Genomic DNA, 21956 nt, shown 5'->3' with positions numbered 1-21956 from the left:
ATGTCCCGGAGAACAGTTCCTGTTTGACGACAGCGGCCGGCTTCCATGGAACCTGACCTCTAGAACAAGGCTACTTGGGATAAGGTTGCTTGAGACCCTTGCCGGGATTTTCCAAATGCCCTGCCCGCGCGAGATCCACCGCCGCTCCAAGGGCACGAGCCACGTTCAAGACCTCTTCCTGAAAACCTCGGTCTTGGTCGAATTCCTTGTGCGAAACGGCATAAGGCTTCATGTACCCGACATAGCCGTCGCTCTCGGCCAGCCCACCTGCAGAAATCAGCTGCATGTCCGTCAACCAGTCTGAAAGGGAACGGCGTACGGTCTCGGCGCCGACGCTGTCGCCATGCGCCACAATGCCGAAATGGCGTCCCTTCAGATGGCGGGGATAGGGCCAACCATTCAATTCCAGCGCCTTGGCTTCAACCGCGGTCTTGCCGTGGGTTGACGTCGGATCCGGATTGCCGCCATCGGCGCAGACGAGACGGTCGATCATCGCCTTGAGGACAGTCGGCGTGTGGTACCAATTGACCGGCGTGATGATCATGATGCCATGCGCCGCGACCCAGAGCGGATAGATCTCATTCATCCAGTCGTCCGTCTGCCCGAGAGAGTAGTTGGGGTAACAGCTGCAGGGCCAATGACAGAGCGCCATGGAAGTCGAAACGCACGATTTGCAGGGATGGATTTGCTTGCCGTATTCCGAAGTCAGGCGTGACAGGTCGAGGATATCGACATCGAACCCCATTTCGTAAAAGCAAGGCTCGGCAAGCTTCACCATGCGCCAGCTCTTCGACATTTCGCCCGGGCAGGTATGTTCACTGCGAGACGAGCCGTTGATGATGAGAATTCGGGCTCTTTGAGCCGGATCATCATGACGGCGACGTGCATCGTCGATTGCCTCTTTGGCTCTGATCCAGTCAATAGCCAGATCATAGTCCGGATCTGCGTAGCCCGGACCGGCCCTCCGCGTGCGTGGCGATTTTCGTGAGTTTGAATAACCGTCCCATGCTGCATCGAGCAATGCAGCAATTTCGGTCTGAAGATGATCGAAAGCGGGATCGGCAAGACGGGAGCGGAATCGCTTCTCGAATGTCTTCCGGTCGAGTTTGGTGGGCGGCATTCCCTTGCGGATTTCGATCGCCAAGACAATCTCCTCTACTAGCGGGACGGCGGTCCCCTGCCGGGACCGCATCAACCCGGCAGGATGGTCCGGTTGGGCTGGTCAGTGGTACCAGCAGCTTCGTCTTCAGCGCCGAGTTCGGCCTTCGCGGCCTGCAAAAACTCCTCATCTCGCCCCTCGGGCTTTCCCGCCTTTTCCCAAAGCTGATAGGCATAGTTTCGGATCTGCTCTTCCAGCGCCATCATCAATGTCCATTGACCGGTGAAGCAACGCTCGGACGGCCGGCGGGCTCCATTACGCTGGAACGGATCGGGGCGCCATTCATTGCACGCATCGGATACACGGAGCGTCGTCGTGGGAAAACTGTTTCTCGCCATCATGCTGGTCGGCCTCGCCATTCTAATCGGCGCCGCTGCGTACATCATCACGCTGTAGGTTGCTTCTGCGGCGCCTGACCGGTCGCGGCTGCCGCAGAAAACGAATGCCCTCTATGGCAAGCTGACGCTCGGTACCTTCGCAGGCAGCGAGATGACGCTCAAGCCTGCTCCGCGTTGCGCGCGCCTCCTCATCGGTCAAGTTGGCCATCATGGCGAAGGTCCGCATGACATGATCGATAACGTTCACTCTTGCTCTCCTTTTTTCGGCAAAACTCAGGAACAAATCGAGCGTTCCTAAATTGAAACCCGAGACGGCAGCATTTCATGGGCGAATTGCCCATTCGGGGAGCGCCACTTCCGTGATACGACTGCTCGCGATCTTGCTGGCCGTCAGTCTCGTCGGCGGCACCGCTACAGCTCCGGCAGGCGCCGTGACGCCGCTTCAGCTGGCCAACGTTGGCGTCGCCCCGCCTTCAGATGCCGCCCTGCCCGCCTCGCTCGTCCTGTATGGCGAAAACGGCGCTGCAAGACCGCTACGGTTCTGGCTCGACAACAAGCCGACCGTCTGGCTGCTCGCGGATTACACGTGCGAGACGCTCTGCGGTCCGATGATCTCGATCGTCTCGGATGCGCTTGCTCACAGCGGCCTGCGTCCAGGCATCGATTTTCGCCTGATCGTGGTCGGGCTCGACCCCAAGGATACGGCTGCCGACGCCGCTGCCATGAAACGGGCACAGATCGGCCCGGACGCAATTCTGTCCGCGACAGACTTTGTGCGAGGTGACGCCGCCACAATCGGAGCTTTGGCACAGGCGCTGGGATTTCGCTCCGTCTACGATGCCGAGCACGACCAGTACGCGCATCCGGCAGCGGCTTTCGTCATCACGCCGTCCGGCGGTCTTGCCAGCGCGCTTTCCGGCTTGACGGTCGATCCAACGACCATACGACTCGCGCTGATTGCGGCGGGCGAAGGCAAGACCGGCGGCTGGACCGACCATATCCGGCTGCTCTGCTACGGTTATGATCCCGCCAGCGGGACCTATACGCTCGCGATCGGGCGTCTGCTGGCTGCCGCCGCGGCTGCGACGATTGCCGTCCTTGTGCTGCTCATCGGGATCCTGTTTCGGCATGAGCGCCTGGTGCGAGCCACGCGCGCATCGAATTCCTTTGCTCCGCGACCTCGAACGACCACCACAAAGTGATTCCGATGAAAGCAAGGGCTGGGACCAACAGAAGCCCCACGGTCAAAAGTTCAATGTGCGGTATTGCCGGCAGCGTGAGAACGGCGGCTTCCAGCCACCGCATCACCAGCGTCAATCCGCACAGGCCCAGCAGCCAGGTTGGATCGGCTCTCACTCGGCCGCTGAGCAAGGCAAGGAACGGAAAGACGAATTGACCGAGCGCCAGGATTGCCAGGGCGATCGGCCAGCCGCCGGACGATCGCTTCAGATACCAGGTGACCTCGTCAGGAAGATTTGCCGCCCAGATGACGATGTACTGCATGGCATGCAGATAGGCCCACAGCAGGATCGTCGACAGCAGCAATGCGCTATAGCCGCGGGTGGCTCCGATACGGCGTCCCGACAACAGCGCGGCGCCGATGCCGAAGCTAGTTCCACTCAACAGGGTGAAGCACAGAAAGAGGAGCCCATAGATCGAGGAGTGAAACTCCGGTTCGAGCGATTCCATCCAGTCGACGCCGGCCCATGAGACCAGCAAGGCATAGACGATCAGCCCTGCGGATGCCGAACGAATCATGCGCTGAGGTTCGCCCCACGTGCTCCGCTGCCAGAGCGCGAGCAGTGCGAGGATGACGAAGTAGACTATGGAGCGCAATGCAAAGAACCACGGTGCGAGATAGACAGCTTTGAACGCCGGCAGTGAGCTCGCGTCCGTGGCGGCGGGATAGAGCTCCTTCATTCCGATCAGGACCGGCGTGAACAGCAATGCGGCCACGGGCAGCACGGCCGTTGCCGCAGCAAGGGTCGCATACAGGGCGTGCGTCCAGGCGCGTTGCACCAGATAGCTCGTCATCTGCACGCCCAGCGCGCCAATCGGGATCGCGCCGAGGCCGATCCAGGCCACGAGATAGGCCGCAAGCGCCGAGCGGCGGTCGATCACCGCTCCTGCAAGCAGAATCAGCGCGGAGATCGCAAGCACAATGATCTTGGCCTGGCGCCTCATCGAGATTCCGACAGTTTTGCACGCTGCTCTGAAGGCACATCATCAATCGAAGCGTGCCGGCTCAACTGAAGTGCGCGGATATAGGCCACGATGGCCCAGCGATCGCGCGGAGGCACCCGCGCGGCGTAGGAATACATCGCACCGTAGCCATTGCTGATGACGTCGAAGAAATGCTGGTCGTCCGCGGTTCGCAGGCGCTCGTCATGATAACTGGTCGGCCGCGGCATGCCGCGCTGGACGATGATGCCGTTACCGTCGCCGCCACCACCATGACACGGCGAACAGAAAATACCGAACCGGTCCCGCCCGCGATCGAGTAACGCCGTCGTCACCGGCGGCTTGTTCATGGCGGCCAGATCCCGCGCGGGATCGTCTCTCGCAACGGAGCCCGGCGGTGGCTCGCGCAATGCCCCGCCTCGAAAGGCCGGCGCATACGTGTATGCGCTGTATTTCGGCTGCGCGTCCATGTTCTGCTCGCAGCCGGCAAGTACGATCGCGGAGATTGCGAGGATGGCAGCCACCCGCCTCATAATGCCGTCAACTCCACCGATTTGGCTCCGGCCCGCCTGAGAAAGCTGCCGGTTTCCGTCTGGTCGAACCTGCCGTCGTCATCGGCGATGCAGAGAAAAAAGCGGTCCTTGCTGGCAAGATAAAACCGCCTGGCATCAAACAGCGGATGATTCAGCCGCGGCAGCCCATTCTGCCACAGCATCGCCGCGATCATCGACAACGCCGAGAACAGGATCGTCAATTCGAACATCACGACGGGAAACGCCGAGAAGGCGTATAGCGGCCGTCCACCGACGTTGATCGGGAAGTCGTAGTTGACATAGCACTGCATCAGCAGTGCGACGCTGGCACCGGCGACACCGCCGGCCAAGCCGACCCAGGAGATGTTCGGCTTCGGCAGCCTCAGGATCTGCGCCAGGCCCTCGACCGGAAAGGGCGTGAAAGCGTCGAGCCGGCGATACCCAGCCGCGCGTGCTTGCTTTGCCGCCGCCTTGAGTGCCTCGGGGCTGTCGAACTCCGCCAGCAGGCCGTAGCTGCTCTCAGCCATGCCTCGCCTCCTGCTCCTCGTGCAGAAGTTCCTCGGTCTCGAAGATCGAGATCAGTGGAATGAGGCGAATGGCAATGAGGAACGGGACCAGGAACAGGCCGATGGTCCCGAAATAGGTCGACCAGTCCCAAAACGTTGGTGTGAAGCCGCCCCATGACGACACCAGGAAGTCGCGATACAGGCTTGTGACCAGGATCATATAGCGCTCCAGCCACATGCCTAGCGCAACCGAGATCGAGATCAGCATCAGCGACCAGCCGGTTCGCCGTGCGCTACGCCACCACAAGGCCTGCAGCGGAACGAAGTTGAAAAAGATTGCGCCCCAATAGGTCCAGGCATAGGCGCCGGTCAGCCGATCGGACAGGGTCTGCAACTCATGCGGATCGCCGGAATACAAAGCGCCGAAAATTTCGAAGATGTAGCCGTACGCGGTCATCAGGCCGGTCGCGAGCAGCACCGTACCCAGGAGGTCGAGATGCTCGTCGGTGACAAGATTAGTCAGCCCGAACCAGGAGCGCAGTGAGATCGCGATGATCGAGACCACGGCAAAGCCGGAAAATGCGGCGCCCAACACAAAATACGGCGGGAAGATCGTCGAATGCCAGCCGGGAATCTGCCCTGCCGCGAACAGCAATGAAATCTCGCTGTGGACGGAGACGACCAGCGGAACGGCCAGTCCCGCCGTCAGCCGATAGGCCTGGGACCACCGCAGCCAGTGCGTCGCCGATCCACGCCAGCCGAGCGACGTAACGCCGAAAAAGATCTGCCAGCCGCGTGTCGTTGCACGGTCGCGCGCGGCGGCGAGATCAGGAATGAGGCCCGTGTACCAGAAGGCAAAGGAAACCGTGAGATAGGTGAGGACCGCCCAGATGTCCCATTCCAGCGGACTGCGGAACTGCGGCCACACGTTCATCGTGGCAGGATACGGAAACATCCAGTACAGATACCAAGGCCGTCCGAGATGCAGCACGGGATAGATGCCGGCGCACACCACCGCAAATAGCGTCATGGTTTCGGCGAACCGATTGAGCGAATTTCGCCATTCGCTTTGGGTCAGAAGCAACAGCGCCGATATCAGCGTGCCGGCATGCCCAATGCCGAGCCACCAGACATAGTTATGGATCGCAAAGGCCCAATTGACGGGGATGTTGATGCCCCAGATGCCGACCCCGCGCGTAAACAGCGCGATCACCGAGATCACAAACATCAGCAGCAGCAGCGAAGCGAACACCATGGCAATCAGCCAGCGCCGCCCGGCCGGAAAATGCAGGGGGATACCGGTGAGCTGGTCGGAAACGCGGCCGATGCTCTGATCGGCAGGAAGAATATCGGCGGAGCGGTCGGTCATCCCTGCCCTCCGCCATTGTCGCGCCAGCGGGCAAGATAGGTCGTGCGCGGCCGCGTTCCGAGCTCCTCAAGCAGTGCGTAATGGCGGCCATCGCGCCGCAGACGCGACACTTCGGAATCGGGATCATTGATGTCGCCGAAGACGATGGCCTTGGTTGGGCAGGCGGCCTGGCATGCCGTCACCACCTCGCCATCGCGCAGTGCGCGGTTTTCCTTGTCGGCGGCGGCGTGCGCGGCCTCGATCCGTTGTGTGCAATAGGTGCACTTCTCCATCACACCGCGCGAGCGGACGGTGACGTCCGGATTCTGCGCAGCATGCTCAGGCGCCTCCGGCGGGGTGCGATAGTCGTAAAAATTGAAACGGCGCACCTTGTAAGGGCAATAGCTGGAGCAGGTCCGCGTGCCGATGCAGCGGTTATAGACCATCTGATTGACGCCCTGGGGACTGTGCGTCGTTGCATGGACGGGACAACCCATCTCGCAAGGCGCCTGCTCGCAATGCATGCAGGGGACCGGTTGGAAGAAACTGCGCGGCGTCTCCGCCTCGCCGGAATAATAGCGCGCGATACGGAGCCAGTGCATCTCGCGGCCGACCGTCACCTGGTCCTTGCCGACGACGGGAACGTTGTTCTCCGCCGTGCACGCAGCGACGCAGGCGTTGCAACCGATGCAGGAATCGAGGTCGATCACCATGCCCCACGCGTTCTTCGAGGACGGCCAGGACGGATAGAAGCTCTCTTGAGGCTTCGGCTCCGGCAGTGCCGGCTGATCCGCACTGACCTCGCGCACGAGATCAAATCCTTCCATGCGGTGGTGCAATTGGGTCACCGCCAGAGTTTCGGTGCCGCCGGTCTTGCGAAGGCGCCCCTTGGCGAGCCAGGGGCGATCGGCTGGCTGAATGCTGTAGGCATCGTAGCCAAGGCCGTCACCGACGCGCCCTGCCCGCCTGCGGCCGTATCCGAGATAGAGTGCGACCGTATTGTCGGCCTGGCCCGGCATGATCCAGGCGGGTCCCGCGACTTTTCGATCGTCGATCTCGACTTCGACGTGATCGCCGTTTGAGATCCCCATGCGCTTCGCAAAAGCCGGGCTAACGCTCACTGCGTTGCCCCAGGTCAAGGTCGTCAGAGGCTTGGGTAGTTCCTGCAACCAGCCGATATTGGCGAAGCGGCCGTCCCAGACGGTCGGATCCAGCCGAAATACGACATCGAGGCCTTCGCTTGCGATGTCCGCCGGCATGTCGCCAGTCGTTGTGGGTGTTGCATCGACGAAGGGCGCCGCCCCTTCGATGAAACCGTCGTGGAGCGCCGCCCGCCAGCGAGCGTCGAATTCACCACCGAAGGCCGACTGCCAGGTCGTGCGAACTGCCGCATCAGGTGCCGGATCGATCTCGCCGAGCAGCATCGCCATGACTTGATGCACGTTGCGGACGTCGTAGAAGGGCGTGATCGTCGGTTGCAGGATTGACGCGGTGCCGTCGACCGCCCGGGCATCGCTCCAGCTCTCCAGCGGATGCGCCATCGCAAGCTGCCATTCACAGAGTTCGCCGGTTTCGTCGCGTTGCAAGCCGATATGCAGCGTCGACGAGACCTGCTTGAGCGCATCCGCGAAGCCGAGCACACCGGCGGCCGCATAGGCCGGATTGCAATCGAGAATGATCAGCGACTGAGCCTTGCCGGCGCGCATGTCGCGCACGAGGTCAGCGAGCGTTCCCGCGCCGGCCGGACCTATGATCGGCCGGGTAGCTTTGAGCGTATGAGCGGCACCCTTCAGGACGTCATTGATGCGCGCAACCCAGACCGCTGTAGCCGCGTCCCCGCACGCGCTCGACGTCACAATGGTCCTTTCCAGAGCGGCACGACAGGCTTTGGCGGCGCTATCGATCCAGCTTTGTTCGGTCGGCGTCAGATCCCCGGCTTTCGCGCCGGCAACGTCCAACGCGCTGGCGAGTGCCTCGGCAAGTCGGGCCATGCGCGAGGCATCGGCGATCAGGCGTTCGCCCGCAACCACTCCGGTCGCCGATGGCACGCTTTCGGCGGCATAAAGGGTGATGCCCGGCCGATCCGCAGCCCGGCGTCGCGAAGCCGCCCAGCCTCGTGCGTTGCGGACCTGATCCGGACCCGGTCCCAACACATCATCATCGAAGCTGACGACAACGTCACAGGCGTCCAGCACATAGTGCAGATCGAGCGCCTGACCATAGGCAGCAGTCGTGAGGGCTGCACGCGCAGTCGTGCCCGCAGGCGTGTCAAGATGGATCCGCATCTTGGGGAACTGGCTGCGGAGCGCATCGAGCTGTCGCAACAATGTCGGTGAACTGGTCGGCCCAAGCAGCATCCGCAGTCCATCGCCCTGATCACTTCCCCAAGTCGTACGGAGGATGGCAATTGCGGCCGCGACGTCTTTCCAGGTGACCGGCTCGCCATGCCGAGCCGGTCCTTGCGCGCGATCGGGATCATAAAGGCCAAGCACGGCAGCCTGCATGAACGCATCGCTGCGCCCCTTCGTGACGGGATGCTCCGGATTGCCGTCGAGCTTTGTCGGCCGGCCGGAATAGGTGGTGGCGATGACCGGCTGCGCGTAGCCGTCCAGCAGCACCGCGGTCGCAAAAGAACGCGGCTCGCCGATCGCTTCCCGTTCGGGCTGGCTTACATAGGGCAGCGCCGCGACGAAGGGGCTCTTTTCGCATCCTGTCAACCCCGCGAGCGCGAACGAAGCGCCCATGAGCTTGAGAAACTGACGCCGCGCGGTCGGCGCGAATTCGGCTGCGGCCGGGTATTCGGCATCGATCCACGCCTGGAAGGCGGGATCATCGGACAGTTCTTCGAGGCTGGACCACTGCCGCGGTGCGGACGGCTTCATGCGTTGCGACGGGCGCCTCATCGGTGACACACATAGCAATGGGTGAGTTCGCCAAAGCGAATGCTTTCATGCGCCGCGATCTCCTTGCCTTCGGACTGAGCATCTACGGCGGGCTTCCAGGCCATGTCGGTGACGTGATCCTGCGGACGCAGATTAGGCGTGGGATCGCGGTGACAGTCGAGACAGAACTCCATGGTAAAGGCCTTGGCCCGATAAGTCAGCGCCATCTGGTCGATGCGTCCGTGGCAGCTTTCGCAGCCGACCCCCTTGGCGATATGGACGTCGTGGCGAAAGAATACGTAGTCGGGAAGCTTGGCGACCCGTGTCCACTGGATCGGTTGGTGATCGGCGAGGCTTTGTCGGACCGGCTCCAGCATCGACGCGTTGGTCCAGATCTGGGAATGGCAAGTCATGCAGGTTTCCGTCGGCGGTAATCCGGCACGTCGCGATGTCTCGACGCCGCTATGGCAATAGCGACAGTCGATCCCGAGTTCGCCGGCATGATGCCGATGGCTGAAGGGAACCGGCTGCGCAGGCCGAAAGTCGGTAGACGTCATGTAGCTCGATCGCGCAAAGCCGACCATGCCGGCCGTTCCTCCCGCCAGAATGGAAAGCGCCGCAAGCAAGGACATTCGCAGCCAGGTATCGGCGGCAGGAGAGAAAATCTGGGCCATCCCGGCTGACCGCTCGTGAGTGCATTGCGACGAACAATCCAGCCGCTCGGGATTCGTTCCTGTTTTGGAACCCCCTTGCAGCTCTGGAATTGTCCGGATGCGCTTGGAGGTCCGGGCCATGAAGGACACGGCAGGGTTCGACTATGAGCGGACCGATATCAACACGACCGGAATCGGCTGGATTGCGTTGGGGCTGGGATTGTTCGTGATCGCGACGCCGCTGTCGATGCCGCTCGTCTTTCCGCAGACCATGGCTCACCGCACGCCGTCCGCCCCGCCTGCGCTGAGTGCTGACGCCCCACAGCTGGAAATAACGCCACAAAGGGATTTGCAACACCTGCGCCGAGGCGACGATGAATTGGCGCAAAGCTACGGCTGGACCGACCGCGGCCGCGGCGTCGTTCGCATTCCAATCGCGCGCGCGATGGAACTTCTGGCGCAGAAGGGGCTGCCGGCATGGCCATCGCCATGATGCCAAAGCTCGTCATCTAGCCGGACAGTTCAATGTGGCGTCAATGGATTCCCTTTTGGCATCCCGGCGTATCGCCCCATGGCGGCGACGTTGATCTTCTTTTCATCGGTCTGTTGGTCACCAGTTCGCTCGTGCTCGGCCTGTTGTTTTTCTTGCTGGCTCTGTTCTGCGTCCGATACCGCGCGTCCAACCAGATCGACCGGGGCCACCAGACCAGCAAGAGCTGGCACTGGGAGGTGGGCTGGACGGCGGCTTCCCTGATCTGCTTCCTCGCCCTGTTCGTCTGGGGCGCGAGCATCTACTTCCAGATCTTCCGAACCCCGCCGGAAGAAATGTCAGTGTTCGTCGTCGCCAGGCAGTGGATGTGGAAGGTTCAGCACACCGGCGGCCAATCCGAGATCAATACGTTGCACATTCCCGTCAACCGGCCGATCCGGCTGGTGATGGCTTCGCAGGATGTCATTCACAGCTTCTTCATTCCGGCGCTGCGGCTGAAGCACGACGTGGTACCCGGTCGTTACCAGGATCTGGAAATCACGGTGCAAGTGCCCGGGCATTATCACCTGTTCTGCGCCGAATATTGCGGCACCGAGCATTCCGGCATGAGCGGAGAGATCGTGGCGATGGAGGCTGCCGACTATACCGCCTGGCTGGGGAGCCAGACACCGTCGAGCCCCCTCGCACAAGAGGGCGGCGTCCTGTTCCGCGAGCTCGGCTGCAGTGGCTGTCACGGCATCGGCAGCAAGGTCCGGGCACCACTCCTCGAGGGGGTCTACGGAAAGCCAGTGCCGCTTGCCGATGGCAGCGTCGTCACCGCAGATGACAAATATATCCGCGACTCCATCCTGCTGCCCCGCAGCCAGATCGCCGCGGGCTACGAACCGCTAATGCCGTCGTTCGAAGGCAAGATCGATGAAGAGCAGTTGCTGAAATTGATCGCCTACATCAAGTCACTGGGTGGACACGGATCATGATCGACACCAACTATTTGAACGCGGAATACAGCCTGCGATCGTGGCTTTTCACCACCGACCACAAGCGCATCGCGATCCTGTATTTCGCAAGCCTGATCCTGTTCTTCTTCATCGGCGGCGCCGCCGCAACCGCGATCCGGATCGAGCTGGCGACGCCGCAAGCCGATCTCGTCAGCTCAGACATGTACAATCGACTCTTCACCATGCACGGCATCATCATGGTGTGGTTCTTCCTGATCCCGTCGATCCCCAACACACTCGGCAATTTCATCGTGCCGTTGATGATCGGCGCGCGTGACCTGGCCTTTCCGCGGCTCAATCTGTTGAGCTGGTATCTGTTCATGCTGGGAGGTGCCATGACGCTGTTCGCGGTTCTCGCGGGCGGGATCGATACTGGACGTTCTACACGCCGTTCTCCACGCTCTACTCCAATAGCTATGTTGTGGTTGCGGTCACCGGTGTCTTCATTTCCGGCTTCTCGTCGATCCTGACCGGGTTGAACTTCATCGTCACGATCCATCGCCTGCGCGCGCCCGGCCTCACCTGGTATCGGCTGCCACTCTTCATCTGGTCGCTTTACGCCACGTCGATCATTCTCGTCCTCGCCACACCCGTTCTGGCGATGACGCTGGTCCTGATCGCCATCGAGCGGCTGCTCGGCGTCGGCATCTTTGATCCCGCCATCGGTGGCGATCCACTGCTGTTCCAACATCTGTTCTGGTTCTACTCCCATCCGGCCGTCTACATCATGATCTTGCCCGGCATGGGCGTGATCAACGAATTGATCTCCTGCTTCTCACGCAAGGCGGTGTTCGGCTATAAATTCGTGGCTTGGGCGAGCCTCGCCATCGCCGCGGTCGGCTTTCTGGTCTGGGGCCACCACATGTTCGTCAGCGGGCAATCATTGCTGGCAAGCCTTGTTTTCTCGTTCATGAGCTTCGTTGTCGCCGTGCCGTCCGCGATCAAGGTGTTCAATTGGACCGCGACGCTGCACAAGGGTTCGATCCATTTCGACGCGCCGATGCTGTATGCGTTGGCCTTCATCGGGCTGTTCACGATCGGCGGCCTCACCGGCCTGTTTCTGGCGTGCCTCGCCTACGACGTGCATGCCACCGACACCTATTTCGTCGTCGCCCATTTTCATTACATCATGGTCGGCGGCATGGTGACCGCCTATTTCGGCGGACTGCATTATTGGTGGCCGAAGATCACGGGCAGGCTCTACTCCGAATACTGGGCGCGCACTGCGGCCGTTCTGATCTTCTTCGGATTCAACCTGACGTTCTTTCCGCAATTCGTGCTCGGCGCCGAAGGCATGCCGCGCCGGTATCACGTCTATCCGCCCGAATTCCAAGTCTGGAATGTTCTCTCGTCCGGAGGGGCTACGATTCTCGCAGCCGCTTATCTGTTACCGCTGTTCTATCTCGGCTATTCACTGTTTTTCGGCGCCCGCGCGCCGGCCAATCCTTGGAATGCGCCCGGGCTGGAATGGCAAACGCCGTCGCCGCCGCCCGAGCATAATTTCGACCAACAGCCGGTCGTGACGCGACCGCCGTATCAATACTCCCCGGATTTCAAAGCAGAGCCGCAAAATGCCTGAGACCAAGGTATTTGCGCCGCAATTTGTCTCAAGCCGGCATCGCGACGAAGCGGCCGAGCTCGGCATGTGGGTGTTCATTGCCACCGAAGTGCTGCTGTTCGGCGCGTTGATTCTCGGCTATCTCGTCTATCGCCATCTCCACCCTGTCGGCTTCGCCGCCGCGAGCGGCCGGACCGACCTCGTGATCGGCACCGCGAATACCGCAATCCTGCTTACGTCCAGCTTCGCCGTTGCCTGGGCCGTCGAGGTCTTCTCGGCCGAGACGCGAAAATTCTGCGCGACATTGCTCGCCTGCGCCATCGGACTCGGAGTTGCGTTTCTTGTCCTCAAGGGCTTCGAGTACAGGAGCGAGTACCGCGAGCATCTCGTTCCGGGCATCGACTTCAGGTTTGATCCTGTCCACGTCGACGGCGCTCAGTTGTTCTTCCTGTTCTATTTCGTCGCGACCGGGCTTCATGCCCTGCACATGGTCATCGGCATCGCCGTGCTGGGGGTGATGGCGCTGCTCATTAACCGGACGCCGTCGACCCGACACCGGACCGCGTTGCACAGCGCCGCGCTCTACTGGCACTTCGTCGATATCGTCTGGATTTTCCTGTTTGCATTGATCTACCTGCCGGGGCGAGCAGCATGACGAAGTGGCTCCCTCCTCGTCATCTCGTGGGAGCATGGCTCGCACTCCTTGCGCTGCTCGCACTGACCGTGAGCCTGGCCTACCTGCCGCTTGGGGCCTTCAACGCCGCAATTGCCATGTCGATCGGGGCTGTCAAAGCTGCGATTGTCGCGGCGATCTTCATGGAGCTTCGTCACCGCAACGCCACAACTCTCACCTTTGCCGGCGCCGGCTTGTTTTGGCTTGGTATCCTGCTCTGGCTTGGAATGATGGATTTCCTGACCCGCACCTGAGGGGCAATTGGTTCGCGCCGTCTGGGCCGCGCTCTCGTTTTTAACCTGAGTTTCACTGAGCGCCGGCGCAGATAGGAACTTCGAGCTGGCGCTGCGCTTCTGTCATCGGCTTTTCGCTCGGAGTTCTCCAATGAGGCTGTTTGGCGCATGACGCCTGGCAAGTCGCGCTGGCTGGCGGCAGCCCAACTCGGCTTGGTCAGCAGCACCTTCTCCACGCTGCTCAGTCAAGTGACCGCGGCCCAGCTTGGCCGCGACCCGCTTGTCGATTGGATGACGGTCGCAGCGATACCGGCGCGTGAGGCGGTACTGTCCTCCGATCCCACCGCGAGCGCGGTTGCCATCGGCATCGCCTTTCACCAATGGGCGGACTTTTCATGGGCGCTGGTGTTCTTTGGTCTGCTGGGCCGATGGACCGAGAAGCTGCACCCCGCGGCCATCGCCGGCTTCGCCGTGCCCTGGGCCGTTTTGACCTCGGCGACCGAATGGTTCGTGCTCGTCCCGCTGTTTCCGTTCTGGCAGCCGATCTTCACGTTGCAGCAGCCCTATTGGATCGGCCTTCTGGTGCATCTCTCGTCCGCTCTGATGTATCCCTTGTTTGCCTGGCTGCGCTGGCCGGCCGGCCAGGCGCCGCCGACCAGCGCGGTGCGCTTCGCGCAGCGCTGGACTGTCGGCGCTGGCTGCGTGTTAGCGGTATCGGCGACGATGGGCCTTGCCGACGCGCTCGCCCTTCCCTTCCCTCTCATAAGCGGCAACGTCGACGACGACCAGCGATACATTCGCCACATGACGACGCATCATCAACAGGGCATCGAACTTGCGCAGCTCGCCATCGCAAGGGCGCGGGCACCGCATTTGCGCGCCTTGGCGGCTCTGATGGTCGCATCGCAGTCGGGAGAGAACCGCATTTTCACGCGCTGGTGGGACGGCTGGTTCACCGAGCCACTGCCGGTTTGCACAACCGAAGAACGGGAGACGATGCCAGGGTATTTGACGCCGTCGCAAATGGCAGAAGCAAGCAAAGCAACTGGCAATGAATTTGACGCCGTCTTTGTCCGCCTGATGAGCCTGCATCATGCCGGAGCGATCCAGATGGCGGACGCCGAATGGCATTCGGGCGGCGACCCGCGGCTGCGCGTCATGGCTCACGCCATACGTCACGAGCAGCAGGGCGAGATCGCCCTGATGAATAATGTCGAGGGCATCGAGGCAGTGCGCGGGGCAACCCGCAACATGTTTGGGAACAATCTTCAGTTCTGAACAAAAAGCGCGAAAACAACCCCATGCACAGTAGCAAGCCATTGACATTACGTATGTTTTCTTATCAGCGCACGCCGCGCTTTGGCGCCTGCCAGGCGCTCCACCAGTTCGCCGCGGCGAGGGCGACTTCGTCCCACAGCGCCGTTGGCAGATCCGGCACCGCGATCCTCACGACATGGCGTTCGCGTCTCCCATCGTAGCTCCATTCGGCAGCGCCGAAGTCGAAGCCAAAGCTGCCTGCGTGACGCAGCGGCAGCCCCGCCTTGCTCAAGTCGTGGCTCAACTCCGCAGCGACCTGCTTTGCCTGCCGCTCATCCAGCGCTCTTGAAGGGGCAAGCGTGACGTATAGTCCGTGAGCGAAATGCAGCTCTGCAGAGGCGCAAGCGAGCTCCGAGGCAAAGCAACGCACCGTGCGCCTGCTGTTGTGCAACATAGCCGCAATACGCCTGTTGGTCAGATGTCGATAGGCGCGGCTGCCCGCATAAGGCGGAAAGTGCGCGGGCAGCGCCGCGCCTCCGAACAGCCTGACGGCAATGCGCGTCTCCTCAATCAGACTCCGCAGCGACACGCGCCCGGCGGCTTCCGCCGGACCGCGAAGAAATGCGGCAGAGCCGAGTCGGCCATATTCCAATCCGAGAGAATCCAGCTTGGTGTGGCTGCGAACGAGGACGACAGGAACCTGATGACGTCGCGTCCAGTCGATCACCCGGCGGATACGTCCCGAACCGCTCGAGAAGCAGGTGGTGTCAAAGATCACCAAATCCAGCTCGGGCTTCGCGCACCGTAGCGTCGCCGCAAAGTCCTCCGCCGCTGCGCAGGAATCGAGGAGCAGCATCCTGGGTCGACGCGGCGGCAGCACCGTTTCGCCGAGCGGCTTCTCCAACACCAGAGGACTCAAGTGCCGGGCATGAAGCTCGATCAGCTCCACCGTTTCGCTGTAAGATCCCGGCAAGAGCAGTAATTCCGCTTCACCCACGACGCGAGCGGAGGCCAGCAGCAGCGCCGAGATCGCGGCCATGCCCGACGAGGTATAAATGCACACGTCAACGTCCGTATCCCCAATTTGGTAGAATGACGGGCCAATGACGTCGAGGTCTGCACGTTGATAGTCGTAGCTGAATTCAAACGGTCCAGACCGCCGCTGATCCGGTTGGGCCCAGGCCGTTTCGGTCGATGCCCATTCGTGGAGAGCATGTTCGGCCTTTAGCGCTGCAGCGAGGTGGAATTTGCGCTCGATCACTTCGACGACCGATTCCGGGCGACGAACAGTCAACGGCTTTCTGAGCGAGCCGTTCAACAGCTCAAGCTCCTCGTACTTCCTGTCGAGGTAAGTCTCGAGCGTTTCCATTATCGGTCCCTAGCCGCGCGAAGATAACGCGGACCATCGGATTTCGATCCTACGCCGGGACAGCGCCTGAGATCTGCTAAAGGCCGAAGCTTTCTCTCGCGGTGTACGTAACGGCTTCGATCTTGTTTCCGTCGGGGTCACGGACGAAGGCGCCATAATAATTGGCATTGTAGTTATCGCGAATACCTGGCGCCCCTTCATCGACGCCGCCATTGACAAGCGCGATCCGATGAAAACGCCTGACGGTTTCCCGATCCGGGGCCTGGAACGCGACGTGAGCCCCGTTGCCGGCAGTGGCGGGACGTCCGTCCACTGGCGTTTCGAGGCTGAAGACGATATCGGAGGCGCCGTAGTGCAGTGACCTCTCGGAATGTTTCAAAAGTCGAAAGCCAACAAGCGACATCAGCGGATCGTAAAAGGCGCGAGCACGCTCGATGTCATTTGAGCCGACGGAGACGTGGTGAATCATTTTTCGCCTGAGCCAGTTTGCCTTGTTTGAAATGGCGCATTTGTGCAGGGGTTCCTTTCTTCCAGTGGCGCCCACCACATATTGGAACGCTGCGTTTCACGCGCGGGCGCCGCGAAGCTGGGGTACCTGGCATTGCTGCGCTTGGTCTACCGATTGCGAAGTTCCTCTCCGCTATCGACTTCGATGGCTCGATAGACCGCTGTTTCGGCGCTTAAACCCGGCCGATGATCTCCGAACCTGGCGTCTCCTCGGCAAGGCTGCCGCACGCGAGGCCGACGCGAGCACCAGAGTCGCAATGCCCATCAACGCGATGAGTTTGCTGACCTGCGCTGCCGGCGGAAGTCGTTTGCGCGCGAGCCAGCCGCCATCGGCGGACGTCCCTTGAGGCGCCGCCTCCACGATCGTCCCCTCAGTCTTTTCTGCCTGACGCGCCCGAGACAACAGCCAACGAAACGCGGAGCCCAGAAGATGCTCCGTCGCACGGGGAGCGAGTGCAAACGCGATCTGGCCCGCCCGGGCCGGCCAGCCCACCGCGATCTCGCTTCGGGGTTGACGGACCAGGCTCAGGAAAGCTTCCGCGACGTCCTCGGGTTGATACAGCAGTGGCCCCGGATCGAGTCTGCGCCCGGACATGTTCGCGCCGTGGACGAAACCGGGCGTGTCCACCATCGCAGGGAACACGCCACAAACATGGATGTCCGGCTGTGCCGCGAGCTCCTGCCGCAAGCTCGACGTAAAGCCGCGCAGGCCGAACTTGCTGGCCGTGTAGGCTGCGGCAAACGGCGTCGGCGCCCAGCCGCCGAGAGAGATATTGTTGATCAGAATTCCTCGCTGCTGGCGCAGGAAAATCGGCAAAACAGCATGCGCTCCGTTCATGGTGCCGAGCAGATTCACCTCCACCGTTTTGCGATGCAACGCGATATCGGCCTCCTGGAAGGCGCCGAACACGCCGGTGCCGGCGTTGTTGATCCAGACGTCGATCCCGCCAAAGGACTGATCCGCTTTGGCGGCGAGGCGCTTGACGGCTTCCGCATCGGTCACATCGGTCGGCACGGCAAGCGCACGACCACCAACGGATTCGCATTCGGATGCGAGGCGCTCGAGCGCGTCTGCACGTCGGGCGGCGAGGACCACACTTGCACCTTTCTCGGCAAAGGCCAGCGCCGCCGCGCGCCCGATGCCACTGGACGCGCCGGTGATGACGACGCGTGTTCCCGCCATTTCGTTTTCTCCGGCTACACGTCCTGAACCGCTCTGCGGAAGCAGCCAACGCAAGGAGTGGCGCAGACGCTCCGTTCCCCGGCTGTCGAACCAATCGCCATGCGCAAAGATCACCTTCTCCGGTGCGAAGCTGACCAGTCTCCGCGCCGCCGCTTGGACAGAACAGCCGCCAAGACGCAGCAGAAGGCGCAGGTAGACGGGTGCCATTCCGTCCGGCGTGGTGACGCCAAGCAGATCGGCTATAGGTCTCACGGCACCTGGAAATATCCCTGGATCGATGTTCTGCACGATGTCGGTCAGGATCAGCGTTCGACTGCGTTTGTCGAACAGCTCGACCTCGCAGAAGAAGGGAGCGCTCACCAGGACAGTCTCGATGTCGTTGGCCCATTCATCAGGAGTTCCATCGCCGAGCTCACGGTCGATGCGAACGCCGGACCGGCGAACCTGGTTGCGGCTCGCCAGGCCCGGCACGGCCAACGTGACCATTTCGGGCATAGCGGTTTGCCAGCAGCGCAAGAACATCCAGTGCGCGACATTGGGCGCGAGCAGGTATTTGATCGGTCCCAAGCGCTCCAAAAGCGCGCGCAGGGCCGGTGAATATTTCACTGGGGAATGCAGCAGCAGATCGCCGGTCGAGAGTCTGATGACCGTCATGCGCAGCGGGAGCGGAAGACCCGCGGCCTGAAGCCGTGCCGCATCAAAGATCCACACATCGTTCGAAACCTGGGTCAGGCCGCCATGCCGGACGTTCTCGCGCATATGCTGCTCCGCATCGATCGGGTTGTCGAACTCAACCGGCAGTCGCGTCCATGGTTCTTATAACCGCGTGAATCTTTGCTTGCATCTGAGGCCTTCGAAGAAGAGCGACGTTCGAGTTGAGGTAGCCGACCAGCCCGATGCGGCGCTTTTCTAACTTGAGTTAAGAGAGCCCAGAGGCGACGAACGCGAGTGCGCGCACTTGCCGCACTCGCGTCCCTCGGCGAGCGCTTTGCCAAACTTGCTTGCCTCAGCCACACCAGCGCGATGCAGATTGCACGCTGACGATACGATGATCGATGGAATGTCTCGGCACATCCGATCTCATAGGAACGCTTCAAGCTGTACTCGATTGGACGAGCATTACTCGGCCATGAAGGAGCAACGAGATGCGTAAAACAATCCTGGCGATATTCGTCACAGCGCTGCTGGCCAGCGCGTCAGTAGGTGGTGCGTTCGCACAGGGCGCGGGCGGTGGTGCAGGCGGAGGCGCTGGCGGTGCAGGCGGCGGCGCTGGTGGAACCGGTGGCGGCGCAGGCGCCGGCGCGGGTGCAGGCGGCGCGGGTGCAGGAGCCGGCGCCGGATCGGGCGGTAGCGGAGCAGGCGGTTCCGGAAGCGGTGGCGGCGGTGGCATCACGCATGTGGAACGCGGCGGACAAGGCGCCTCCAGCCCTCCCGGAATGCGCAACGAAACGACTCCGCCTTCCAATGGCGTTGTCCCCCGGCACTAGCCGATTCAGAGATCGCGTCTCTAGGAGCCGTTCGCTTGGATGATGCGTGGGTGAGAGCGGCCTCGGCGGACTCCTCTCCACCGTCGAGGCTGCGTCTTCTCTAGATCGCAGCTAGCGAACAGTTACCAGAACAACCCGCGACGTCCCTCTCGATACGGCCACGGAAGAGATCAGCCAGAACGAGATACTCGCCCCCGCTTGAGCCGCTCGTGACGAATGCCCCGAGGTGAGAGCGTTTCGCGAACGTCCCGCCGCCACTTTGGTCACCCGGCAACGCGCTGGGTGACCTTTCATCGCAGCCGACTCGGCGCGCTAGCATCCCTTGCAGATGCTCTTGATCTTTCGGTCGACCGGGGAGTCCTGCGAACTCTCGGACCGGATTGCCGCATCGCCCTGCATCGACGGGCCAGGGGTCACCGTCCCGTCGATGCGACCACTATTGGTGCCTCCCGCAGGGTTTCCGGGCATGCCGACCGTGGTCGACCCGCGCGGACCGGTGCCGGTCGACTGAGCTGTGCCGGCGCTGTTCGTTCCCGGAGCCGTCGCGACCGATGACGAACTGGAAGGGTCAGCCGGGTTTGCCTGAGTGGGGGTCATCGCAGATGTGGGACTAGAGGAGTTGCCCGTCGTGGATGACACGCCCGTGCCAGTCGACTGAGCCGTTCCGGCCGCGTTCGTCCCCGGCGCCGTCGCGACGGATGACGAGGTGGAAGTGCCAACCGGGTTTGCCTGATTAGGTGCCGTCGCAGATGTGGGACTTGAGGCGTTACCGGTCGCGGATGACCCGCCCGTACCGGTCCCTCCGCTTGCGCTTGCTCCTCCCCCTGATCCGCCAGAGCCGCCGCCGCCGCCGCCACCTTGGGCCGAAGCGGCTGTGAGTGAGGCGCTTGCGAGAAACGCGATCAGGATGGTGCGTGAAATTGTCTGCCGCATAGGTCATCTCCTCTGATTTTGAGGCGACAATCGGCGGCGAAACTGAACGTTCCTGAACTCTGCCAACACCTAGATTTGGAGCCCAAGAGAGCAAATGGAGTGAGAGCAAATAGGGCCCAAGAGATCAAAGTTGGAACGCGGCGGGAACCGGTAAAGCCGTACTTCGTTGTTAGCCAAAAGGGCTCCAAAAGCGCTCCGGGCATGTTGCATCGCCTCACCATACAGGGCCGAACCGTCGACGAGCTTCGACAGCTCGCGGCCGAACGGCGCACGATGGCCGGGTCCAAGGAGGGGCACCTCAGAACGCTGCTGCTGAACGAGGCGAGCCTGCTGGAATTCTATGCCGAATTGCGGGCCTGGATGGAGTGCACCCCAGCGCCCTCCGTTCGAAGAGGTGCTCAGATGGCGCCCACGCTTCCTGCACAACCGATCGCGACCAATCTATCTCCCTTGCTGACAACGTTCGCGCGCCGAATGGTCCTGTCCGTGTCGGATCAGCAGGCGCTGCTTTCGATTGCGCAGGCGCGAAACTTTGCCAAGGGCGAACTGATCGTCGAAGAAGGATCCGAATCCGCTCCCTTGCTCCTGCTGTGCAGCGGCGCGGCTCGCGCCACCCGCACCCTGGAAGACGGCAGCCAGCAGATCGTCTCCATTTTCCTGCCCGGCGATCCTCTCAATCCCGGAGATTTCGTGCTGGGCCGCTGCGGGAATTCAATCAGCACCTTCTCCCCCGCGCTGGTTTTGTCGATCCCCGGGGCCGAATTGTATCCACTCCTGCAACAGCGGCCGACGATCATGCGGGCGCTATGGCGCGAAACAGCGTGGAAGGCGGCGATCCAGAGGGAGTGGCTGATCTGGCTCGGCCGCAAGCCGGCTGAAGCACGCCTGGCTCATCTCCTGTGTGAGATCGCCTGTCGTTCACTGGCCGGCGGGAGGGACTCGGAGGATTTCGAATTCCCCTTAACCCAACGTGAGCTTGGCGATATTCTGGGGTTATCGACCGTTCACGTGAACAGGGTCTTGCAACAGCTCCGCAACAGGAAGTTGGTCGATCTGAGCCGAGGTCGGCTCACCATCTTCGACAGAGAAGGGCTGTATGAGGCCGCCGAATTCGATTCAGAGTACCTCGACCCGGCGGAGGCGCGGGCCCGCAGCTAGTCCAGGATATTCGTCTCCTTATTTCAGGCGTTCGAGGTTGGCGCGGATGGCACCAAATGTCGTCTGCATCTTTCTCAGCTCTTCGCCGATTTCAGCCTTGAGGCGTTTGCCGCGGGTCAATTGCTCCTGGTAGGAGCTGACGATCTCGGAGCACTGATCCTGCCTCGCAGGCGACCGCGACGGCTTCGGACGAAGCACATCCGAGAAAGGCACTTGCATCAAGGGTTGACGACGGGCATCCAGGATTTCGACTGAATCGAAGTTGGGATCGCTGCGGATGCGAAGCTTTTCAAAAGACATCTCCAGGGCGGACTGGCACGCATCGAGATACGCTTCCTCAAGGGAGGGGAATTCCGTTCCGACATCATCGGCCACTACCGTCCCGTCCGAGCTGAAGTCGAAAAAGAAACGCGGCATCGCGGCGTCCTTTCCTCAGAGGCATCGATCTTCCGACAACGCCGTCACCGGCTGGTCGTGCCTGGGGCATTTTCAGCTATTTGCTGCAGATCA

Annotated in this window: 21 protein-coding genes and 1 pseudogene; 8 read left to right on the top strand and 14 right to left on the bottom strand. The window is 61.7% G+C overall.

The genetic code is table 11. From position 1 onward, the window contains the following. Positions 1-70: 70 nt before the first annotated feature. The 3 genes from FXB40_RS36920 to FXB40_RS36910 all read right to left on the bottom strand — a co-directional run bounded on the left by FXB40_RS36920 (position 71) and on the right by FXB40_RS36910 (position 1744). Positions 71-1120 carry a flavodoxin family protein gene (locus FXB40_RS36920; RefSeq protein ID WP_430648175.1) on the bottom strand — a complete coding sequence of 350 codons (1050 nt, stop codon included), beginning with the start codon at positions 1118-1120 and terminating at the stop codon, positions 71-73. A 71-nt stretch (positions 1121-1191) separates the two neighbouring features. Next, a complete protein-coding gene (locus FXB40_RS50200; RefSeq protein ID WP_347339799.1) occupies positions 1192-1518 on the bottom strand; it encodes a DUF2934 domain-containing protein in 327 nt (108 codons plus the stop codon). Position 1519: 1 nt separating this feature from the next. Further along, positions 1520-1744, bottom strand: coding sequence for a hypothetical protein (locus FXB40_RS36910; RefSeq protein ID WP_148777192.1), 225 nt, complete (start codon positions 1742-1744; stop codon positions 1520-1522). A 112-nt stretch (positions 1745-1856) separates the two neighbouring features. Between FXB40_RS36910 and FXB40_RS36905 the strand changes: the two genes are divergently transcribed. Beyond that, positions 1857-2699, top strand: coding sequence for a thioredoxin domain-containing protein (locus tag FXB40_RS36905; protein ID WP_148777191.1), 843 nt, complete (start codon positions 1857-1859; stop codon positions 2697-2699). On the opposite strand, the gene FXB40_RS36900 is transcribed toward FXB40_RS36905, so the two are convergent. From FXB40_RS36900 to FXB40_RS36875, 6 genes are all read right to left on the bottom strand, one after another. Next, the gene (locus FXB40_RS36900; protein WP_148777190.1) at positions 2605-3582 is read right to left on the bottom strand and encodes a hypothetical protein; all 978 of its coding nucleotides are present in this window, start codon (positions 3580-3582) and stop codon (positions 2605-2607) included. The two genes, FXB40_RS36905 and FXB40_RS36900, sit on opposite strands and share 95 nt — an antisense overlap. Positions 3583-3677: 95 nt before the next feature. Continuing rightward, the gene (locus FXB40_RS36895; protein ID WP_148777189.1) at positions 3678-4211 is read right to left on the bottom strand and encodes a c-type cytochrome; all 534 of its coding nucleotides are present in this window, start codon (positions 4209-4211) and stop codon (positions 3678-3680) included. Then, the gene (locus tag FXB40_RS36890) at positions 4208-4738 is read right to left on the bottom strand and encodes a DUF3341 domain-containing protein (RefSeq protein WP_148777188.1); all 531 of its coding nucleotides are present in this window, start codon (positions 4736-4738) and stop codon (positions 4208-4210) included. Before FXB40_RS36890 ends, FXB40_RS36895 begins: the two co-directional genes overlap by 4 nt. Continuing rightward, on the bottom strand, positions 4731-6086 hold the full coding sequence (gene nrfD, locus FXB40_RS36885) for an NrfD/PsrC family molybdoenzyme membrane anchor subunit (protein ID WP_148777187.1): 1356 nt from the start codon (positions 6084-6086) through the stop codon (positions 4731-4733). Before nrfD ends, FXB40_RS36890 begins: the two co-directional genes overlap by 8 nt. Further along, positions 6083-8947, bottom strand: a complete 2865-nt coding sequence (locus tag FXB40_RS36880; protein ID WP_187437407.1) for a TAT-variant-translocated molybdopterin oxidoreductase — start codon at positions 8945-8947, stop codon at positions 6083-6085. Before FXB40_RS36880 ends, nrfD begins: the two co-directional genes overlap by 4 nt. A gap of 17 nt (positions 8948-8964) precedes the next feature. After that, on the bottom strand, positions 8965-9621 hold the full coding sequence (locus FXB40_RS36875; RefSeq protein WP_148777209.1) for a cytochrome c3 family protein: 657 nt from the start codon (positions 9619-9621) through the stop codon (positions 8965-8967). A 118-nt stretch (positions 9622-9739) separates the two neighbouring features. Between FXB40_RS36875 and FXB40_RS36870 the strand changes: the two genes are divergently transcribed. The 6 genes and pseudogenes from FXB40_RS36870 to FXB40_RS36845 all read left to right on the top strand — a co-directional run bounded on the left by FXB40_RS36870 (position 9740) and on the right by FXB40_RS36845 (position 14830). Continuing rightward, on the top strand, positions 9740-10093 hold the full coding sequence (locus tag FXB40_RS36870) for a hypothetical protein (protein WP_148777185.1): 354 nt from the start codon (positions 9740-9742) through the stop codon (positions 10091-10093). A gap of 32 nt (positions 10094-10125) precedes the next feature. After that, positions 10126-11067 (top strand): cytochrome c oxidase subunit II, encoded by a 942-nt coding sequence (coxB, locus tag FXB40_RS36865; protein ID WP_148777184.1) that lies wholly within the window; start codon positions 10126-10128, stop codon positions 11065-11067. Beyond that, positions 11064-12667 (top strand): annotated as a pseudogene (gene ctaD, locus FXB40_RS36860) (cytochrome c oxidase subunit I). Before coxB ends, ctaD begins: the two are co-directional and overlap by 4 nt. Further along, entirely contained in the window at positions 12660-13301 is a 642-nt protein-coding gene (locus FXB40_RS36855) for a cytochrome c oxidase subunit 3 (protein ID WP_148777183.1), read from the top strand. The pseudogene ctaD and the gene FXB40_RS36855 overlap by 8 nt, the downstream one beginning before the upstream one ends. Further along, positions 13298-13573 (top strand): cytochrome C oxidase subunit IV family protein, encoded by a 276-nt coding sequence (locus FXB40_RS36850; protein ID WP_148777182.1) that lies wholly within the window; start codon positions 13298-13300, stop codon positions 13571-13573. The genes FXB40_RS36855 and FXB40_RS36850 overlap by 4 nt, the downstream gene beginning before the upstream one ends. Positions 13574-13720: 147 nt before the next feature. Continuing rightward, positions 13721-14830 carry a DUF305 domain-containing protein gene (locus FXB40_RS36845; RefSeq protein ID WP_148777181.1) on the top strand — a complete coding sequence of 370 codons (1110 nt, stop codon included), beginning with the start codon at positions 13721-13723 and terminating at the stop codon, positions 14828-14830. A 64-nt stretch (positions 14831-14894) separates the two neighbouring features. Here the strand turns inward: FXB40_RS36845 and FXB40_RS36840 are convergent, their stop codons facing one another. From FXB40_RS36840 to FXB40_RS48355, 4 genes are all read right to left on the bottom strand, one after another. Next, entirely contained in the window at positions 14895-16178 is a 1284-nt protein-coding gene (locus FXB40_RS36840; RefSeq protein ID WP_148777180.1) for a hypothetical protein, read from the bottom strand. Positions 16179-16254: 76 nt separating this feature from the next. Next, the gene (locus tag FXB40_RS36835) at positions 16255-16647 is read right to left on the bottom strand and encodes a VOC family protein (RefSeq protein WP_148777179.1); all 393 of its coding nucleotides are present in this window, start codon (positions 16645-16647) and stop codon (positions 16255-16257) included. 171 nt (positions 16648-16818) lie between these two features. Then, complete coding sequence (locus tag FXB40_RS36830) at positions 16819-18627, bottom strand: SDR family oxidoreductase (protein ID WP_148777178.1); 1809 nt, start codon at positions 18625-18627, stop codon at positions 16819-16821. 437 nt (positions 18628-19064) lie between these two features. Beyond that, complete coding sequence (locus FXB40_RS48355; RefSeq protein ID WP_187437406.1) at positions 19065-19283, bottom strand: hypothetical protein; 219 nt, start codon at positions 19281-19283, stop codon at positions 19065-19067. A 1206-nt stretch (positions 19284-20489) separates the two neighbouring features. On the opposite strand from FXB40_RS48355, the gene FXB40_RS36820 reads away from it, so the two are divergent. Further along, a complete protein-coding gene (locus tag FXB40_RS36820; RefSeq protein WP_246208208.1) occupies positions 20490-21446 on the top strand; it encodes a Crp/Fnr family transcriptional regulator in 957 nt (318 codons plus the stop codon). Between the two features lie 18 nt (positions 21447-21464). Here FXB40_RS36820 and FXB40_RS36815 read toward each other — a convergent pair whose 3' ends face one another. Beyond that, positions 21465-21863, bottom strand: coding sequence for a DUF6894 family protein (locus FXB40_RS36815; protein ID WP_148777176.1), 399 nt, complete (start codon positions 21861-21863; stop codon positions 21465-21467). Positions 21864-21956: the final 93 nt, after the last annotated feature.

Origin of the sequence: Bradyrhizobium rifense (assembly GCF_008123425.1) — a bacterium.
GTDB classification, from domain to species: Bacteria; Pseudomonadota; Alphaproteobacteria; order Rhizobiales; family Xanthobacteraceae; genus Bradyrhizobium; species Bradyrhizobium rifense.
Note: the sequence above shows the minus strand (reverse complement) of the source record. Positions and strands in the feature narration are given on the sequence as shown.

Coding starts and splice junctions, on each gene's coding strand:
- FXB40_RS36920 (WP_430648175.1), bottom strand. CDS start 1,120: ATGCCGCCCACCAAACTCGACCGGAAGACATTCGAGAAGCGATTCCGC.
- FXB40_RS50200 (WP_347339799.1), bottom strand. CDS start 1,518: ATGGCGAGGCCGACCAGCATGATGGCGAGAAACAGTTTTCCCACGACG.
- FXB40_RS36895 (WP_148777189.1), bottom strand. CDS start 4,211: ATGAGGCGGGTGGCTGCCATCCTCGCAATCTCCGCGATCGTACTTGCC.
- FXB40_RS36890 (WP_148777188.1), bottom strand. CDS start 4,738: ATGGCTGAGAGCAGCTACGGCCTGCTGGCGGAGTTCGACAGCCCCGAG.
- nrfD (WP_148777187.1), bottom strand. CDS start 6,086: ATGACCGACCGCTCCGCCGATATTCTTCCTGCCGATCAGAGCATCGGC.
- FXB40_RS36880 (WP_187437407.1), bottom strand. CDS start 8,947: ATGAAGCCGTCCGCACCGCGGCAGTGGTCCAGCCTCGAAGAACTGTCC.
- FXB40_RS36875 (WP_148777209.1), bottom strand. CDS start 9,621: ATGGCCCAGATTTTCTCTCCTGCCGCCGATACCTGGCTGCGAATGTCC.
- FXB40_RS36870 (WP_148777185.1), top strand. CDS start 9,740: ATGAAGGACACGGCAGGGTTCGACTATGAGCGGACCGATATCAACACG.
- coxB (WP_148777184.1), top strand. CDS start 10,126: ATGTGGCGTCAATGGATTCCCTTTTGGCATCCCGGCGTATCGCCCCAT.
- FXB40_RS36855 (WP_148777183.1), top strand. CDS start 12,660: ATGCCTGAGACCAAGGTATTTGCGCCGCAATTTGTCTCAAGCCGGCAT.
- FXB40_RS36850 (WP_148777182.1), top strand. CDS start 13,298: ATGACGAAGTGGCTCCCTCCTCGTCATCTCGTGGGAGCATGGCTCGCA.
- FXB40_RS36845 (WP_148777181.1), top strand. CDS start 13,721: ATGACGCCTGGCAAGTCGCGCTGGCTGGCGGCAGCCCAACTCGGCTTG.
- FXB40_RS36840 (WP_148777180.1), bottom strand. CDS start 16,178: ATGGAAACGCTCGAGACTTACCTCGACAGGAAGTACGAGGAGCTTGAG.
- FXB40_RS36835 (WP_148777179.1), bottom strand. CDS start 16,647: ATGATTCACCACGTCTCCGTCGGCTCAAATGACATCGAGCGTGCTCGC.
- FXB40_RS36830 (WP_148777178.1), bottom strand. CDS start 18,627: ATGCGCGAGAACGTCCGGCATGGCGGCCTGACCCAGGTTTCGAACGAT.
- FXB40_RS36820 (WP_246208208.1), top strand. CDS start 20,490: ATGTTGCATCGCCTCACCATACAGGGCCGAACCGTCGACGAGCTTCGA.
- FXB40_RS36815 (WP_148777176.1), bottom strand. CDS start 21,863: ATGCCGCGTTTCTTTTTCGACTTCAGCTCGGACGGGACGGTAGTGGCC.